17 protein-coding genes are annotated in these 15,772 nt (G+C 48.2%); 11 read left to right on the forward strand and 6 right to left on the reverse strand.

The features are described from left to right. Positions 1 to 50 precede the first annotated feature (50 nt). From ACWGXJ_RS06435 to ACWGXJ_RS06470, 8 genes are all read left to right on the forward strand, one after another. On the forward strand, positions 51 to 1,319 hold the full coding sequence (locus ACWGXJ_RS06435; protein WP_452566420.1) for a sulfotransferase family protein: 1,269 nt from the start codon (positions 51 to 53) through the stop codon (positions 1,317 to 1,319). Then, entirely contained in the window at positions 1,316 to 3,241 is a 1,926-nt protein-coding gene (locus ACWGXJ_RS06440; protein WP_452566421.1) for an asparagine synthase-related protein, read from the forward strand. The genes ACWGXJ_RS06435 and ACWGXJ_RS06440 overlap by 4 nt, the downstream gene beginning before the upstream one ends. Before the next feature lie 53 nt (positions 3,242 to 3,294). Next, positions 3,295 to 3,423, forward strand: a complete 129-nt coding sequence (locus tag ACWGXJ_RS06445; RefSeq protein WP_134902123.1) for a paeninodin family lasso peptide — start codon at positions 3,295 to 3,297, stop codon at positions 3,421 to 3,423. Between the two features lie 191 nt (positions 3,424 to 3,614). Then, the gene (locus ACWGXJ_RS06450) at positions 3,615 to 4,658 is read left to right on the forward strand and encodes a serine kinase (RefSeq protein ID WP_322173273.1); all 1,044 of its coding nucleotides are present in this window, start codon (positions 3,615 to 3,617) and stop codon (positions 4,656 to 4,658) included. Next, positions 4,645 to 4,947, forward strand: coding sequence for a lasso peptide biosynthesis PqqD family chaperone (locus ACWGXJ_RS06455; RefSeq protein WP_025720436.1), 303 nt, complete (start codon positions 4,645 to 4,647; stop codon positions 4,945 to 4,947). The genes ACWGXJ_RS06450 and ACWGXJ_RS06455 overlap by 14 nt, the downstream gene beginning before the upstream one ends. Before the next feature lies 1 nt (position 4,948). Continuing rightward, the gene (locus ACWGXJ_RS06460) at positions 4,949 to 5,434 is read left to right on the forward strand and encodes a lasso peptide biosynthesis B2 protein (RefSeq protein ID WP_322173271.1); all 486 of its coding nucleotides are present in this window, start codon (positions 4,949 to 4,951) and stop codon (positions 5,432 to 5,434) included. A gap of 45 nt (positions 5,435 to 5,479) precedes the next feature. Continuing rightward, a complete protein-coding gene (locus ACWGXJ_RS06465) occupies positions 5,480 to 6,976 on the forward strand; it encodes a nucleotidyltransferase domain-containing protein (RefSeq protein WP_322173269.1) in 1,497 nt (498 codons plus the stop codon). Positions 6,977 to 6,996: 20 nt separating this feature from the next. Further along, positions 6,997 to 8,808, forward strand: coding sequence for an ABC transporter ATP-binding protein (locus ACWGXJ_RS06470; RefSeq protein WP_452566422.1), 1,812 nt, complete (start codon positions 6,997 to 6,999; stop codon positions 8,806 to 8,808). Between the two features lie 22 nt (positions 8,809 to 8,830). On the opposite strand, the gene ku is transcribed toward ACWGXJ_RS06470, so the two are convergent. Beyond that, a complete protein-coding gene (gene ku, locus ACWGXJ_RS06475) occupies positions 8,831 to 9,745 on the reverse strand; it encodes a non-homologous end joining protein Ku (protein WP_013309197.1) in 915 nt (304 codons plus the stop codon). A gap of 211 nt (positions 9,746 to 9,956) precedes the next feature. Between ku and ACWGXJ_RS06480 the strand changes: the two genes are divergently transcribed. Continuing rightward, positions 9,957 to 10,196, forward strand: a complete 240-nt coding sequence (locus tag ACWGXJ_RS06480; RefSeq protein ID WP_061829618.1) for a hypothetical protein — start codon at positions 9,957 to 9,959, stop codon at positions 10,194 to 10,196. A 56-nt stretch (positions 10,197 to 10,252) separates the two neighbouring features. After that, positions 10,253 to 10,432 (forward strand): H-type small acid-soluble spore protein, encoded by a 180-nt coding sequence (locus ACWGXJ_RS06485; RefSeq protein WP_069291346.1) that lies wholly within the window; start codon positions 10,253 to 10,255, stop codon positions 10,430 to 10,432. A gap of 241 nt (positions 10,433 to 10,673) precedes the next feature. On the opposite strand, the gene ACWGXJ_RS06490 is transcribed toward ACWGXJ_RS06485, so the two are convergent. From ACWGXJ_RS06490 to ACWGXJ_RS06510, 5 genes are all read right to left on the reverse strand, one after another. Continuing rightward, positions 10,674 to 11,330: a 3-oxoacid CoA-transferase subunit B gene (locus ACWGXJ_RS06490; RefSeq protein ID WP_452566423.1), complete on the reverse strand. Its 657-nt coding sequence runs from the start codon at positions 11,328 to 11,330 to the stop codon at positions 10,674 to 10,676. Next, a complete protein-coding gene (locus ACWGXJ_RS06495) occupies positions 11,327 to 11,992 on the reverse strand; it encodes a CoA transferase subunit A (protein WP_452566424.1) in 666 nt (221 codons plus the stop codon). Before ACWGXJ_RS06495 ends, ACWGXJ_RS06490 begins: the two co-directional genes overlap by 4 nt. 41 nt (positions 11,993 to 12,033) lie before the next feature. Beyond that, on the reverse strand, positions 12,034 to 12,774 hold the full coding sequence (locus ACWGXJ_RS06500) for an acetoacetate decarboxylase (protein ID WP_061829615.1): 741 nt from the start codon (positions 12,772 to 12,774) through the stop codon (positions 12,034 to 12,036). A gap of 55 nt (positions 12,775 to 12,829) precedes the next feature. Further along, positions 12,830 to 14,014 (reverse strand): acetyl-CoA C-acetyltransferase, encoded by a 1,185-nt coding sequence (locus tag ACWGXJ_RS06505; protein ID WP_250267699.1) that lies wholly within the window; start codon positions 14,012 to 14,014, stop codon positions 12,830 to 12,832. A 611-nt stretch (positions 14,015 to 14,625) separates the two neighbouring features. Further along, entirely contained in the window at positions 14,626 to 15,156 is a 531-nt protein-coding gene (locus ACWGXJ_RS06510) for a cysteine hydrolase family protein (protein ID WP_069291351.1), read from the reverse strand. A gap of 133 nt (positions 15,157 to 15,289) precedes the next feature. On the opposite strand from ACWGXJ_RS06510, the gene tsaE reads away from it, so the two are divergent. Further along, positions 15,290 to 15,769, forward strand: a complete 480-nt coding sequence (tsaE, locus tag ACWGXJ_RS06515; protein WP_023987468.1) for a tRNA (adenosine(37)-N6)-threonylcarbamoyltransferase complex ATPase subunit type 1 TsaE — start codon at positions 15,290 to 15,292, stop codon at positions 15,767 to 15,769. The last annotated feature ends 3 nt before the right edge of the window (positions 15,770 to 15,772 follow it).

Consider the following 15,772-nt stretch of genomic DNA (forward strand, 5'->3'; position numbering starts at 1 on the left):
CGATATGTATCTATTAAAGTGTCTTGAGCAGAGGTAGAGGAGGAGTTTGCTTGATTGAAAAGCAAGGCGGAGGGCTGGTATTCCTGTTAAGTGTCCCTCGGAGTGGAAGCTCGCTGCTTACCGCCATTTTGCAAAACCATTCCCGCCTGTTTGCCACGCAGGAAATGTGGTTTCTGCTCAGTTTATATGATCTTCCTCAGTCACATGCACGGCCATATGGAGGAACAGGGATACTTCGGCAATTTTTTGAAGGTATGGTCCCCCCCGATGTATTGGAGCAGGCCTCCCGTTCGTATGCACTTGAAATATATAATGGTCTGCTTCAAGGAACAACAGCAGATATGCTTATCGACAAATCCCCGCGTTACTATACGGTTTTAGAATTTATAGACCGTTTATTCCCTGCTGCCCGTAGGCTATGGCTTATCCGGAATCCTTTGGCCATTGTGGCCTCATTCAAAAAGGTTAATCAGCTACGGCATGGACGTTTTCAACTGCTGGAGGAACTGGGGGGTCTGCATTTTAATATGAAAATGACGGATATTACGGTCGGTTTATTCCGTTATGCTCATTATTTTGCTACACCTCATCCACTTGCATACCCGCTTAGGTATGAACAACTCGTATCCAATCCAACGATGGAGATCGAGAAGCTGTGCGATTTTCTGGGAATCAAGTATGAGCTGGGGATGGAAAAGTACGGGGACTTTGCGGATACGCCCAAATCCAGTCTTTTTTATAGTATGGGAGCGGGTGATCCCTTCGTAGGAGAGCATGAGCAGGCGCATCAAGATTCGGTACATAGCTGGCAACACTTGTTGAGTAAAACGGAAATTGAGCTGTATTGCAGAAGCATTGGGTCCCGCATGTTTAAGCAACTTGGTTACGCGGAAGAGCTGGAGCAGGCTGAGCAGATAACTGGAGTCCGCTTTGAGGATGAGCCGGATATAGAGTTGCTGAGTCGACGTACACAACAATTCCTCCAGCAAAGCGGCTTTGAATGGAAGGCAGCTTATCGGATGCTGCAAGAACAGGATGCAGATAACAGAGAACTCGTGATAAATGCAACCCGTCATGCTGCACCTCAAGATCCGGCAAGGATGCATGTGGACCAGATCGTGAACGATCGGCGGATTCAATCACTGGAAAACAGGTTGGCACATAGCTATGAGGAGCGGAACCGTCTTATCGCTCAGCTCCAAAGCTATCAACGCCCAAATCAAGGTCTCCGATATCGCAGCCTCTTTGCCCGTAAGCTCGGGCGCTTGGCGTCTGTAGTGTTATCAAGTATAGGAAAAGAAAAAGGGGGAAGAACGTGAGTGCGATTGCCGGAATCTATAGCTTTGGGCATGAGTCCGTATGCACCGAAGAAGGCGGGAAAATGATGCAAGCCCTGCGAAAATATCCCGCTGACCGCGTATGCGCTTGGTGTGAAGGCTCTATTTTTTTGGGTTGTCATGCCCAGCATGTGACCCCGGAATCTGTTCATGAGCGTCTTCCCTTCCATGATGAGCTAAGAGATTTGGCAATCACAGCGGATGCAATTATTGACAATCGTTCCGAACTGTTTGAACGGCTGGGAGTTGAGCAGGAACGGCGACAAGATATCACGGACAGCGAGCTGATTTTGCTGGCATATGACAAATGGGGAGTGGATGCAGCCGGTTATTTGATAGGTGATTTTGCCTTTGTTATTTGGGATGCCAAGGAACATCGGTTATATGGTGCTCGAGATATGACAGGCAATCGTACGTTGTACATCTACCAGCATGACCGAGGATTCGCGTTTAGCACGGTAGTCGCTCCGCTTTTAGCCCTGTCCTCTCTGCGAAAAGAACTGCATGAGCCATGGCTGGCCGAATTTTTGTCCATCCGCGCCATGCAGGAATCCGTCGATATCGGAACGACCGCATACAAGCATATCAATCAGCTTCCTCCTGCACATTGGTTCACTATGGAGGAGGGAAAGCGAACCCTTCATAAATATGCATGTCTGGATGAGGTAGAGCCACTGCGGCTCAAAACAGGGGGCGAGTACATAGAAGCTTTCCGCGAGGTGTTCACACAAGCGGTCACTGCCCGACTACGGACGCATCGCGCTGTAGGGGCTGCCTTAAGCGGAGGGCTGGATTCTGGAGCGGTTGCCAGCTTTGCCGCGCCATCGCTGCACTTGCAACAAAAGCCGCTGCATGCCTACAGCTATGTGCCTGTTCAAGATTTTACAGACTGGACACCGCCTACATTGCTGGCGAACGAACGAAGCTATATTCAGTCTACGGCTCGCTATGTGGGCAACATTCACGAGAATTATATGGATTTTGAGGGGAAAAGTCCGTTTTCAGAAATTGATATTTGGCTGGAACTCATGGAAGCACCCTACAAATATTTTGAAAACTCCTTCTGGATCAGAGGTTTTTACGAAAAAGCACAGGAGCACAATGTCGGTGTACTGTTGACCGGGGCACGAGGCAACTTTACCGTATCGTGGGGCCCTGCACTAGACTATTATGCCCGGCAGTTTCGTCGTTTGCACTGGTTGCAATCCTTTCAGGGATTGTGGCGGTACAGCAAGCTTACGGGCAGACGCATGTCACATCTGCTCCCCGTAATGTTGAAAAAAGCGACTTCACTTGAATCTCATTCATGGTTGCGGCGTAGCAATCGAAGTCCCGTTCCTTCCCTGATTCACCCGGAGTTTGCCAAACGGATGTATGTAGAAGATATTCCTGTACTGAGCGGAACAGGTTGGATAAAAAATGCCGATCAGACGAGAAAAGAGAAGTTCTCAAATTTGGCGATTGCCAACAAAAATGGTGTGGTCGCGACCAAACTTTCACTACGTTATGGCCTATGGGAACGTGATCCGACCGGGGACAGCCGGGTAATTCGTTTTTGCTTATCGGTGCCTTTTGAGCAGTATGTGCAAAACGGTCGGGACCGTGCCCTCATTCGTGAAGCCATGCGTGATCATCTACCTGATGATGTTCGGTTGAACCAGCGGGTACGCGGTGTGCAGCCTGCCGATTGGCTACATCGTATGCTTCCTTGCTGGGATACGTTTATGGGGGAGCTTCAACTGATGTGTCATGATTTACGAGCGACTGAATATCTCAATATTGAGTTAATAAAGACGGCTATGGCGAAACTTCGCCACCCTCGCCCTGAACAGGCGTCTGATCCAAATATACGACTACTAATGCATAGCCTGATCGTGTACCGTTTTCTCTGTGGATTGAACTGATTCAGATTGATCCGGGCGGACAGTTCGTCATTCGTTGGAGGGGAGGTGATGAAATGAGTAAAAAAGAATGGCAGGAACCGACGATAGAGGTGCTGGATATTAGCCAGACCATGGCGGGGAAAGGCTGGAGACAGATTGATTGGGTGTCCGACCACGATGCCGATATTTATAATCCAAGCTAATAGATGGTTATACATGCAGCCGATGTTGGACTGGAAGCCAGTCAGCTCGGCCCATAACGATTGAATGAACGAAAATAGCACAATCCATTGGACTCGTATTCAATACAGAGCCGTCTTTATTTCTTTCGGGTTAGAGATTTTGCCCAAGAAATAAAGACGGGATTTTTAAGGACAGAGGAGTGAGTCCTACCGTGCATGACAGGAGTGCAAATGTTAGTTGGACGAAATATACAGCCTTTGGACTCAGGATTGCCAGTGAACTGAATCTGCCTGAGCTGCTCCTGGCAGCACCGGAAGCAGTAGAGGATGTAGTCATTCGACAGGCTGATTTGACTGCATGGAGTGGTCAGCTGGAACAGGCCAATTTTGTGATGCTGGATGAACGATTTATGTTCCAAATACCAGGCACGGCCATATATGCCGTCAGGGAAGGCAAGGAAATCGAGGTAAGCATATTCTCCGGGGCCGATCCTGACACCGTGCGGCTATTTGTGCTGGGTACATGCATGGGTGTTCTGCTGATGCAAAGACGAATATTACCTATTCACGGAAGTGCGGTCGTCATTGGGGGGAGGGCCTACGCATTTGTGGGTGAATCGGGTACGGGGAAATCGACACTGGCGGCTACTTTTAGGCAGGCAGGTTATCAGATGGTTAGTGATGACGTGATTGCTGTAGAAGCTACGGCTTCCTCAGTCATCGTGTATCCAGCTTATCCGCAGCAAAAGTTGGGATTGGATAGCTTGCTCCAACTGGAGGCTTTACGGGAGAACAAGCATGCACGCACAATAAATCACATACGGTCCCTAACGGATGGCAATTCTGTAATGCCACAATACAGGGATCTGCGTATGCTTGCAGATGAGCTGAATAAATATGCCGTACCCGCCGTAGATGAATTTTTTAACGATCCGCTGCCCTTAGGAGGCGTATTTGAGCTAGTGGCAGATTCACCAATCCGTGCGTTGATGCGCGAAGGGGAGTTAGTGGCAGTTACGGAACAGCCCTTGAACGTTCTGGAGTGCTTGCATACATTACTACAACATACATATCGTAGGGTGATTATTCCGCGAATGGGTTTGAGTGAATGGTCGTTTGATACAGCGGCTAGGATGGCTCGTAAAGTAGAGGGCTGGCGGCTGCTGAGGGATGGTTCCGTCTTTACTGCGTCCGAGGTTGTACAACGGGTACTTGATATCATTCGTAAGGAGGAAAAGAGTTATGGCAGCCACTAATCCAGCTAAAGACCATTATCGCGTCATTTACGGTGAAGAGGTCTACGTCAGTGATATGGACGGGGAAAAAGTGATGATGAGTATTAACACTGGTAAATATTACAACTTAGGATTCACAGGAGGACGAATCTGGGAACTGGCAGAATCCGGTCCTTCACTTGGCGATATCGTAACTGTCCTGACGAACGAATATGAGGTGGACGAGGAACAGTGCAGACAGCAGGTACATACCTTTGTGGCTGAGTTGGAGCGGGAAGGACTGTTAAAGCTTCTACGGGAGTCGGTATAATATGCGGATACAACGGCTTTTTCTCCTGTCTCCAGAGGTCAGGAGATTGTTGCCGGAAGCTTGGCTGGAGCTGGGATGGGCGAGGCTGCGCCAGCGTCGTTCTTTTGGGGATTACTCAAGGGTTTGGGGTATATGTACGGAAGAAACTCCATGGCAGTGTGATGTCAGGCAGGAGAAGTCCATTCAGCAGATTTCGCACGCTGTGGAGCTGGCAAGCCGTTATACTCCTTGGCGCAGTAGTTGTCTTGTACAAGCCGCTGCGGCGATGACGTTGCTGGGACGTAGAAAACTGGACTGCACGCTGTATCTGGGCACAGCCAAAAATGCCGCTGGCCGCTTGGCCGCACATGCATGGGTACGTAGCGGACCGATTTATGTCACGGGGAAACGGGAGATGGAAGCATTTACGGTGGTGGGGATATTCGGGAGACGTGCTGTGACGGATACAAATACAAAGATGGAAGATAAAGGTAGTTCTTTGCTTTAAGGCGATGAGACAAAAGAAGTCCAAAGAATCGAAGGAGAAGAATGCATGCCCACCAAGTCTGTTTTGGAACTTGCGAATTGGAATGAGGATCAGGAATTAACGTTGTTACTCTCTCTATTGGGGAAAGACGTTTCTCATTGGCAGGATAAGACTGCTGCTACCCAGCTGCGTGAGATGGATTGGGTCCGCTTTTTACGTCTGACCGAGCACCATCGAGTGGTACCTACGGTGTATCTCCAACTGAAAACATTGAATCATCCGTTCATTCCCGCAGAATTGTTGCGAAACCTTCAGGCGCAATATCATCGAAACACGCTTCGCATGCTCCATCTTCAAGCAGAAGCCGGGCGTCTGACCAGGCTGCTCATAGCTCATGGAATCCGTGTGCTTATGCTGAAGGGTCCTGCTCTGGCACAGCAATTGTACGGGGATGTTTCTCTGCGTACCTCCAAGGACATCGATTTACTCATTGCCCCTGACGATATGGATGAGGCTGAGCATTGGATGAAGGAAGCCGGATATGCGTCCAAGAGCGGAGAAGTGCGTGTCCTTGGCAGTTGGAAATGGAAGGACCATCATGCATCCTACCTCCATCCGCAAAAGCGGGTAGAGATAGAGTTGCATTGGCGTCTTCACCCGGATGGGGGTGGGGAACCCTCTTTTGACGAGCTGTGGAGCTGTCGGCAAATGGGTAAAGCTACAGGAGCCAGTCGGATGGTACCGTTGGCACCTGCCGGCAACAGGACTGCGATGACGTCCTGTATGTATACGCTTGGCAGCGAGCATCAATTTCTGTACTTGAGTGCGCATGGTGCGCGTCACGGATGGTTCAGGCTGCGCTGGCTGGTTGACATCGACAGGCTTGCGGTATGTGCTGTCGATTGGGAGGCGCTACTGCCGATGATGCGCCGCTACGGGGGCCTGCCTGCTGGCGGGCAGGCCTGGGCGCTCGCCGCTGCGCTGTTGGGTACGCCGATACCGGAGCCGATGCGTCCGGTATCGGCTACCCGGCAGGCGCACAGGCTCGCGCTGAGCGCGCTGGCCTTCATGCAGGCCAGCGTTCCCGCACCATACCCGATTGCCCACGGGTCGGGTACAGGTAGGCTTGCTCCATCAGAGCTGCTGCGCAGCAGAGCTTTGGCGGAGCAAGCGGAGGCCGCCCCTCTGGATGGCGGTCCTTCATTGTGTAGTACCTGTGGCGAAGCAGCCATGCTTGCCACCATTGGCGTTACTAGCATCACAGAAGGTGACAGTAACGACGACTATAGCCCGATGAGCACCGCTACCAGTTGTGCCCCCATTACTCCAGCTGCCGCCTCCAGCCAAGTCATGACCAGAAACACGGCGGCTGCCCATCAGCCGGTCAGCCGCACTTACTTGCTTTCCTTAAAAGAGCCAAGACACAGACTAAGTTACCTCATCAGCCGTTTGTTTCCTTCTACGGGGGATTCGGCCGTTTTTCCACTGCCTCGCCAGCTGCATTTTTTGTATATCCCTTTACGTCCATTTCTTTGGCTGAAGCGGCGATTTTCAAAGCACTGACTCGATAAGGAGTGTGCATTATGGTTCACCTGCGATTATATATGACAAAGCTGTATAGCGTGAACGGCGGTGCGTTATTTCTCAATATTGGATGTATGATCATTGTTAGCCTGCTGGAGGGTTTTGGCATTTATATGCTTGTTCCTATGCTGGCGGCCATCGGCGTATTTGTCGGTCATTCAGGGATGCCATTTCTGTCTGATGGATTGGATCATTTTTTGGCGTTCATTCCTAAAATCTGGCTGTTGCCGGGGATGTTGATGGTTTTTGTAGTGCTGCTTACAGGGCAGGCTTTGCTTCAGCGTTACCAAACTATCCTGAATTCGCGGATTCAGCAGCGTTTTATGCGTTCTCTGCGTATAGACGTGTACACTTCCTTTATGAAGGCGCAGTGGGCTTTTTATTTGCGTCAGCGTAAATCTGATTTTAGCCATGTGATGACGACTGAGCTGGCGCGTGTCAGTCAGGGAACGAATTTGCTTCTTCAACTGACTACAGCCGTCATGTTTACGCTGATCCAGATTGCGCTGGCTTTTTGGTTATCCCCCTCTTTAACCGGACTGGTATTTCTGAGTGGATTGGGGCTGTTTGTCGTGTTCCGCCGCTCCATTCGAAATGCCAAACAATTAGGTGATCGTACGACTGAGCTGTCGCAGGTTTATTTTGCTGGAATTACGGATCACATGAACGGCATGAAAGATATTAAAAGCAATCTGTTGGAAGCGGCGAATATCCATTGGTTTCGCTCCCTGACACAACGAATGGAGGATAATACGACCCAATTTGTCCGGCAAAATGCGTCCACACAGTTTTTTCATCGTACAGCGGCAGCTGTTTTTGTCGCTTGTGTCATATTTATATCGTTGCAGTGGTTGCATGTTACATCTGAAAAACTGATTGTGTTGATTCTTATATTTTCCCGCTTATGGCCCCGATTTGCCCTTATTCAAGCGAGTCTGGAATACATCATGTCTATGATCTCCGCTTTTGAAAGTGTCACCAAGGTGCAACAGGAGTGCGAAGCTTTCTCCGATCCATCGGTATTCAATCTATCATCTGCAGCTGTACGGCAACCCCTGTCCCTTCGTCATGGAATTGAATGCAGCCATCTGGGTTATCGCTACGATGGTGCAGCAGAGCCTGCGCTGCATCGTATCAATTTGTTCATACCCGCCCGGGGAATGACAGCCATTGTAGGGAAATCGGGAGCAGGTAAAAGTACAATGGTCGATGTCCTGATGGGTTTTTTACGTCCAACTGGGGGGCAGATTACAATAGACGGGCTTGTTCTGGACGACGAATTGTTGCCCCAGTGGCGGCAGTCGTTTGGCTACGTGTCACAAGACCCATTTTTATTTCATGCGACTGTCCGTGAAAATTTGATGCTGGCAGATAAGGATGCTAGTGAGCAGCAACTATGGGAGGCGTTACATTTTGCAGCCGCAGACAGCTTTGTATCCAGACTGCCCGAAGGGCTGGACACGGTCATTGGAGATCGCGGGATTCGTCTGTCTGGAGGAGAACGTCAACGGCTAGTATTAGCACGGGCTGTCTTGCATCATCCTCCAGTACTTATACTAGATGAAGCGACAAGTGCGCTGGATGGTGAGCATGAAGCCGCAATTCAGGCAGCACTGGAACGGATGAAAGGTCAAATGACGTTGATCGTCATCGCTCACCGCCTGTCAACCATCAGACATGCAGATCAAATTGTCGTACTGGATCAAGGCGAGGTCATACAGCAGGGGAACTACCGCCAACTGGAACAAGAGGAGCGGGGGGCGTTCAGTCAGCTACTATCGTATCAAAGCAGTCTCACCGCCACCCCTTAGCCAGACTTTTCTGTAACTCAGCTTAAGTTTCTTTACGTTTGGCAGTGCTTCTTTTCTTTTTGACTGGAGTCGGAGAGATGTTCTCGCCTGCAACAGCCTGTTGTGCTGTTGGGGCTGCTGGTTTACGCGCAGGGCGTTTTTTCGCAGCAGGGCCGGGATCGGTAACGACAGGTTGCACTGCCTCGATGCTGGCCTGAAGGGCGGCCATTAAATCTACTACGTTGGTTTGAGGTTGTGTTGGGGCGATTCGCACCTCTTCACCAGCCACTTTATGCTGAATGAGATCCAGCAGACGCTCGCGGTACTGATCCGTATACTTCGCTGCATCAAAAGGTGTAGATAGCTGCTCGATCAGCATTTTTGCCATAGTTAGCTCCTTCTCTTTAACCTCCTCCTGCCCCGGTAAGTTAGGAACTTGAGCAATGGGGCGAATTTCATCTGGGTAAAACATCGTCTCCACCGCCAAGCATTCATCCAACACCCGAATAGCCGCCAGGCTGCTTTTAGAGCGGATGGAGATTTGGGCAATCCCGATTTTCCCGGTATCCTTCATCGCATTCATGAGCAGCTTATACGCATTGGAGCCAGCTTGATCCGGGGACAAATAATAGGTTTTCTGAAAGTAAATCGGATCAATTTCCTGCAAATCCACAAAATCTAAAATGACAATATTTTTATCCGCTTGTCCGCTAACTTGCTCCAGTTCCTCCTTGTCGAACATGACAAATTTTCCTTTTTCATATTCGTAGCCTTTTCCAATTTCCTCCCACTCAACCTCTTTATCACAAACGGGACACTTTCGTACATAGCTAAGTGGGCTTCCACACTCCTTGTGAATATAACGCATGGAAATGTCCTTATCCTCCGTCGCTGAAAACATTTTAACGGGCACATGAACCAGCCCGAAGCTGATTGCGCCTTTCCAGACCGTATGCATACCGCCAGTCCCCCTTTTCTTAAATCCGCATTTTGCACCTTCGATTCCGGTCACCCCGGGATATGAGCATATGATTTTTCACTTAGTATGCTTCGTACAAGTGATTGTATGAGGTGCAAATGAAGACTGCGAATTACTTCTGCTTGTGCATGGTTACAGCAATTTTGGTGCATAGTAAGGCATATCCGATTCAAAAGGAGGTACACAATTTATGTCCGGAAAATCCTTTCCTCGGCAAATCAGGCATCGTGTAGGTCAAAACCATGTCGCCTTTCGGGGACCCGCCGGAGGAGAACAGGATGCATTGCCGCCAGAGTTTGCCCTTTCCCATGGAATCCAACCGCCTTTTCCCATAGCTGTGGCTCATGTGGATTTGGAGGCTGTAGTTTCAACTTCGCCTTCTCATAGCATCCCTTCATTAGATGTTGAACGGATTATAGATGAAGACTAGGTGAACTATATTTCTGAATGAATGCAGACAACAACAATCAGGAGGGGAAGAATAGCATGAACGTGGAACGAGCAAAAGCTATTTATGATTCGCCCGATACCATTGCCGTACAAATGGATGGAAAACCGATCTGGATTGAGCATGTAGACGAAGCGAACGGTATGGCCACTGTACAGATAGGTAGCAGACCCACCAATACCCAAACCGTCCGTGTGGATCGTCTGGAAGAACAATAGAAGAGGAGCACCAAAACAGATTTTTTCCATAGTATGGGGTATAGCTGTAGAAAGATCTTGGACAGCTGTAGTCTTTCATCGCAGAATGCTGCTTGAAAGGTCCCACTCCAACAAAAAAAGGCTCGCAATTGCTCAATGAGCAATTAGCGAACCTTATTTGTAATAATAAATGCAGTCGAGGGGACAAGTTAAGCGCCAGACCAGTTAATTTGAAGGTGCAGCTGGTTCCTTTCTATGACCTTTATACTGCTATGGCCTTCAAATGTGGTGAAACCATCAGTTTAGCCTCTGTCGCCATTTGAACATCTTCCACCGACAAACCCGGAGCAATTTCTTTTAGCATCAGCCCTTGACCCGGAATAACATCGATGACAGCCTTTTCGGTTACTATGGTCTTTACAACATTTACAGCAGTCAGGGGCAGCTTGCATTGTTTCAGAATTTTGGGCGCCCCATTTTTGTTCACATGCTCCATGGCTACAATCACTCTCTTGGCTCCAACCACCAAATCCATGGCTCCCCCCATGCCTGGCACCTTTTTTCCAGGGATCATCCAGCTTGCAAGGTTGCCTTTCTCATCGACCTCCAGGGCGCCCAGCACGGTGATATCCACATGCCCTCCGCGGATGATGGAAAATGAAAGTGCACTGTCAAAAAAGCATGCTCCTTCCATAGTTGTTACATAGTTACCGCCTGAATCGATACAATCGAGTCTTTCTTTTCCCTGAGCCGCTTTGGGGCCTACACCGAGGATTCCGTTCTCAGCCTGCAGCATAATATGAATGTTTTCGGGGATATAGTCCACTACCATTGTAGGCAATCCGACACCAAGGTTGACAACTTCACCATTTTTGAATTCCTGGGCTATTCTTCGAGCAATAAATTCTCTGTTATTCATGCGTTTTCACCCACCTTTACAATTGCGTCGACAAATATTCCGGGAACGTTGACATGATTGGGGTCAATTTCACCCGTCTTTACGTATTCGTCTACCTGAGCAACTACATACTCTGCCGCTGTAGCCATAACCATATTGAAGTTACGTGAAGAGCCGTTGATGACAAGATTCCCCGCTTCATCAGCCTTATGGGCTCTAATTAATGCCACATCGGCTTTGAGCGGCAGTTCGAGCAAGTATTCCTTTTCATCAATTTTGATTTTCTGTTTTCCTTCCTCTACAACGGTGCCTACACCTACAGGTGTTAAAACCCCGCCCAAACCGGCTCCTCCTGCGCGTATTTTTTCAGCGAGCGTGCCTTGCGGGAAGAGTTGGACCTCAGCTTCTTTCGTCATCAGGAGCCTTCCCGTTTCTGGATTGGAGCCGATATAGGATGCAAAAATCCGCTTTACTCTGCCGCTTTTAACAAGTCTATAGATAGATAATTCCGGTGTGCCTGTGTCATTGGAAACAATCGTAAGATTGCTGGCAGGATTGGTGTCGACAAGCGCACGAACCAGGTCCTCTGGAAAGCCTCCTGCCAGAAAACCTCCGACCATCACCGTGTCTCCGTCTTTGACCTTCTTAACTGCTTCTTCAGCGGAGATTACTTTGTTATTCATGGTTCCTTCTCCTTATATATATATTTTTAGGAAAGCAAACTTTATTGGAGATAGTCGTAGAGGACTCTTCCATATGGAAGCGTTAAATCAGCAATAAAATGTTTCCCGCCAATATAAGCTTTAACAGGCAAATCTGCCACTGGAGCGTTGACATGGGGGATCAAGCTTAATCTGGCAGGCCCTGACCAGGCGCCTTTTACAGTAATGTTCTCGAGATTATACGCTACTAATTGAGCGATTTTGGGGGTACCGTCAACATCAGGAATTAGCTTTAAATTAACTTGCGTTTTTGCGATGGCTTTTGCCGTTTCCTTTTCATCAAGAATGTTATATTTGAAAGGCATAGTTCCCGTGGCCACCAGGACGTGATTATAATGCAATGTACCCGTTAGCGTCTCCGTTTCCTCCACGCTCAGGCGAGGCTTTGCCCATTTTTTCGGAAATCCCCAGACTTCACGTCCCCCGAGAATAGCAGGCGCGTTATCCAAATACATTTGGGCAACAAAATTGCAGGGTTCTCCATGAAAAGTACACGGAATGACAATACCACTTTCCTCATAGCATCCTAAACCGGAAGAATCGGGCATCTTGATCCATTCATAGGAGACCGTATTGCTTCCATCCGGCTCAAGAGGCTCTGGGACCGCCTGTCTAATCGCAGCAGGATCGGTCTCATAGGTAATGATAAAAAATTCCCGGTTGATGAAGCGGTATGGTGGGCGCCCGTAGCTACCGCTAGCCGCAGGCATAGATTGGAGTGAAAGTACATCTTTTTGATTCATAGCGATCTCCCTTCCTTTTAAGAGATAGTTCTAAAAGTCATCCTGAACACGCACTTTAAATGAGCGCATTTTCAACCAGCATCGCTATTCCCATTCCTGTTCCGATGCATAACGAGGCTATGCCGTAGCGTGAAGATCTTCGCACCATTTCGTGAACCAACGTAGTCAATATCCTAGCACCGCTGGCACCGACAGGATGCCCGATTGCGATTGCGCCGCCATTGACATTCACCTTCTCCGGACTGACACCTAGCTCTTTTACTACCGCTAATGCTTGTGAGGCAAACGCTTCATTAATTTCAAAAAGATCAATGGCATCGATGGATATACCTTGCTGCTTAAGAAGTGTCGAAATGGCTTTCACTGGCCCCATTCCCATATATGCAGGGTCAACGCCAACAAGTGAATAACCCTTGATATATGCCAATGGTTTTAATGCATGTTCCTTGCATTTGTCTTCCGACACTACAAGCACGGCCGCCGCGCCATCATTGATTCCTGAAGCATTTCCGGCGGTAACCGTCCCGTTCTCTTTAAACGCAGGTTTTAATTGAGAAAGTTTTTCTTGCGTTGTATTTCCTCTTATGTGTTCGTCCTCTGTGAAAGAAATAGTTTCTTTTTTGGTTTTGATCATGACCGGAACAATTTGCTCTTCAAAAAGCTTCTTGTTTTTTGCTTCTACGGCTTTTAGCTGGCTATGATAAGCAAATTCGTCCTGTTCAAGTCTTGAAATTCCATATTTCTCGGCAACATTTTCTGCGGTAATTCCCATATGGTAATGGTTGATCGGGCACGTAAGGCCATCGGCCACTAGGGAGTCTACCAACTCACCGTTGCCAAGTTTGTAGCCGTTTCTTGCATTCCTTAGCAGGTAAGGGGCGTTCGACATGCTCTCCATGCCTCCGGCCAAGACGATGTTGCCTTGTTCAGCCAATATTGAATTGTAAGCTAAAGCAACGGCATGAAGTCCTGAACCGCAAACCGTGTTTATCGTTGTTTCGGGTACATCAATAGGGATACCGGCTTTTAATGCCGCCTGTCTGGCAGGATTTTGTCCATTGCCCGCCTGAAGAACATTTCCCAAATAAATCTGATCAATCAAAGAAGGCTCTAATTTACTTTGCTGAAGGCATGCTGTCATCACAGTTGCCCCCAGTTCGGAAGCGCTTAGAGGCGCAAGGGTTTTGTTAAAAGAGCCGACCGCTGTTCTCAACGGGCTTACTAAAGCTACTTTTTTCATTAAAAACTCACATTCCTTTCGCTGTGTTCAAAACACAATACATCCATGATTGCACTTCAATTGGTAATTTCCGCTCTTAACCTACGAGAAGCAGCGACTGCAAGATACATTTGCATGCGGGCATATCATGGTGCCTAAGACAGTGAGTGTGACGGTTCGATCGCCTTCTCTCATTGGAAATTAAAACCATTTTCATCATAGTTCTAATGCAGATTTTGCTCAATGTCCAAATATTTACACATATCTATGTACAGATGTTTATAGGGCCATATACTCCACAATAATTAGGCCATTCTAACGTTTTCTGTTAATTTCTTAATTTTTCTGAAAATCATGATCATTAATTGAATTTTATGTTAAAAATGAAAGTTGCAATCCATACGTGAGAAAGTTTTCCTCGCAATATCATCTAACTCATCGCTGGGTAATAAAAAAAGCCTCCAGAATTTTCTGAAGACGGCTTTGCCTTTCAATATTCATGATCTTCGTTATATTGTGCTAGCTCGCTTCTTGTTAACAGTGTCACCCGAAAGTGCGCTTTTTTCGCATGAACAAAAAAAGAAGCCGACTTGCTTGAAAGCAATCGGCTTGGAACATTAAACTTCAACAACTCACGAAAAATGTACATCTTCCGTCGCAAGTAAACGCACAAAACGATTGCCAAGCATACCATTATGATGAGCTACGATTTGTTCACCGCTTAGCACCTTGCTATCAAATGTACTATGCGCATCCAATACGAGTACGTTGTTCTGGTATCCCAGACTATAGGCGCTTCGGCAAGTCGTGTCGAGGCAAAACTCGGTCTGCATCCCCGCGATTACGAGTTGATCGGCCCCCAGTTCCTTCAGTACATGGCCCAATTCGGTTTGGTAGAAGCTGTCCCAGGATGATTTACGGACAATTCGTTCATGAGGAAGAGGACGCACTACGTCGGCGATGGCCCAGCCTACACTGTTTTCTCGGAAATCCTCATCCGCTTCATCGGTATGCTGTACAAAAATCACCGGTGTACCTGTAGCTCTGGCTTTGTCCAAAAGCTGCTGCAAATGCGTTACAACTTCCTGCTCACGATACAGCTTCTCATCATACATGAACATAGCCTGCTGAACATCAATCATGAGTAAAACGGTTTGCCCCATCGTTTCAATCCCTCCCTGTGTGTATCACTAACTTACAATAGCATGTCTTCATGCCTTGCGGCGACATAAGGTGAACTATATAATAAAGAACAAGTTGGAACGGTCCGATTCGGACGAAAGGTGATTAAAATATATGACAATTTCGCAGGAGCAGTTTACGTTCCGTTCTGTCTCAGAGGCACAGACCGGGTCATTGGCTGGTTTTTTGGCAGCCAAAGCGGTTCCCGGAACGGTGATTGTGCTGGATGGAGATCTGGGAGCGGGCAAAACTGCTTTTTCCAAAGCTTTTGCCGGCCATTTAGGTGTGCCGGGCATCGTAAATAGTCCAACCTTTACCCTCATTAAGGAGTACGAGGGCCGATTGCCTTTGTATCATATGGATGTGTACCGGATTTCCCAGGACGAGGCGGAGGATCTCGGGCTGGACGAATATTTTTACGGGACAGGAGTATGTCTGGTGGAATGGGGTAGTATTATACCGGATATATTGCCGGAGCAGCGGCTTCACATGTATATAGAAACAACGGATGTGGGGGAGCGCTTGATTCACCTGACCGGGTACGGCGAGCCTTATGAACAATGGTGCCGCAGTTTGCGGGAGAATGGAGTTTGAACC

This window comes from Paenibacillus sp. S33 (assembly GCF_053615415.1).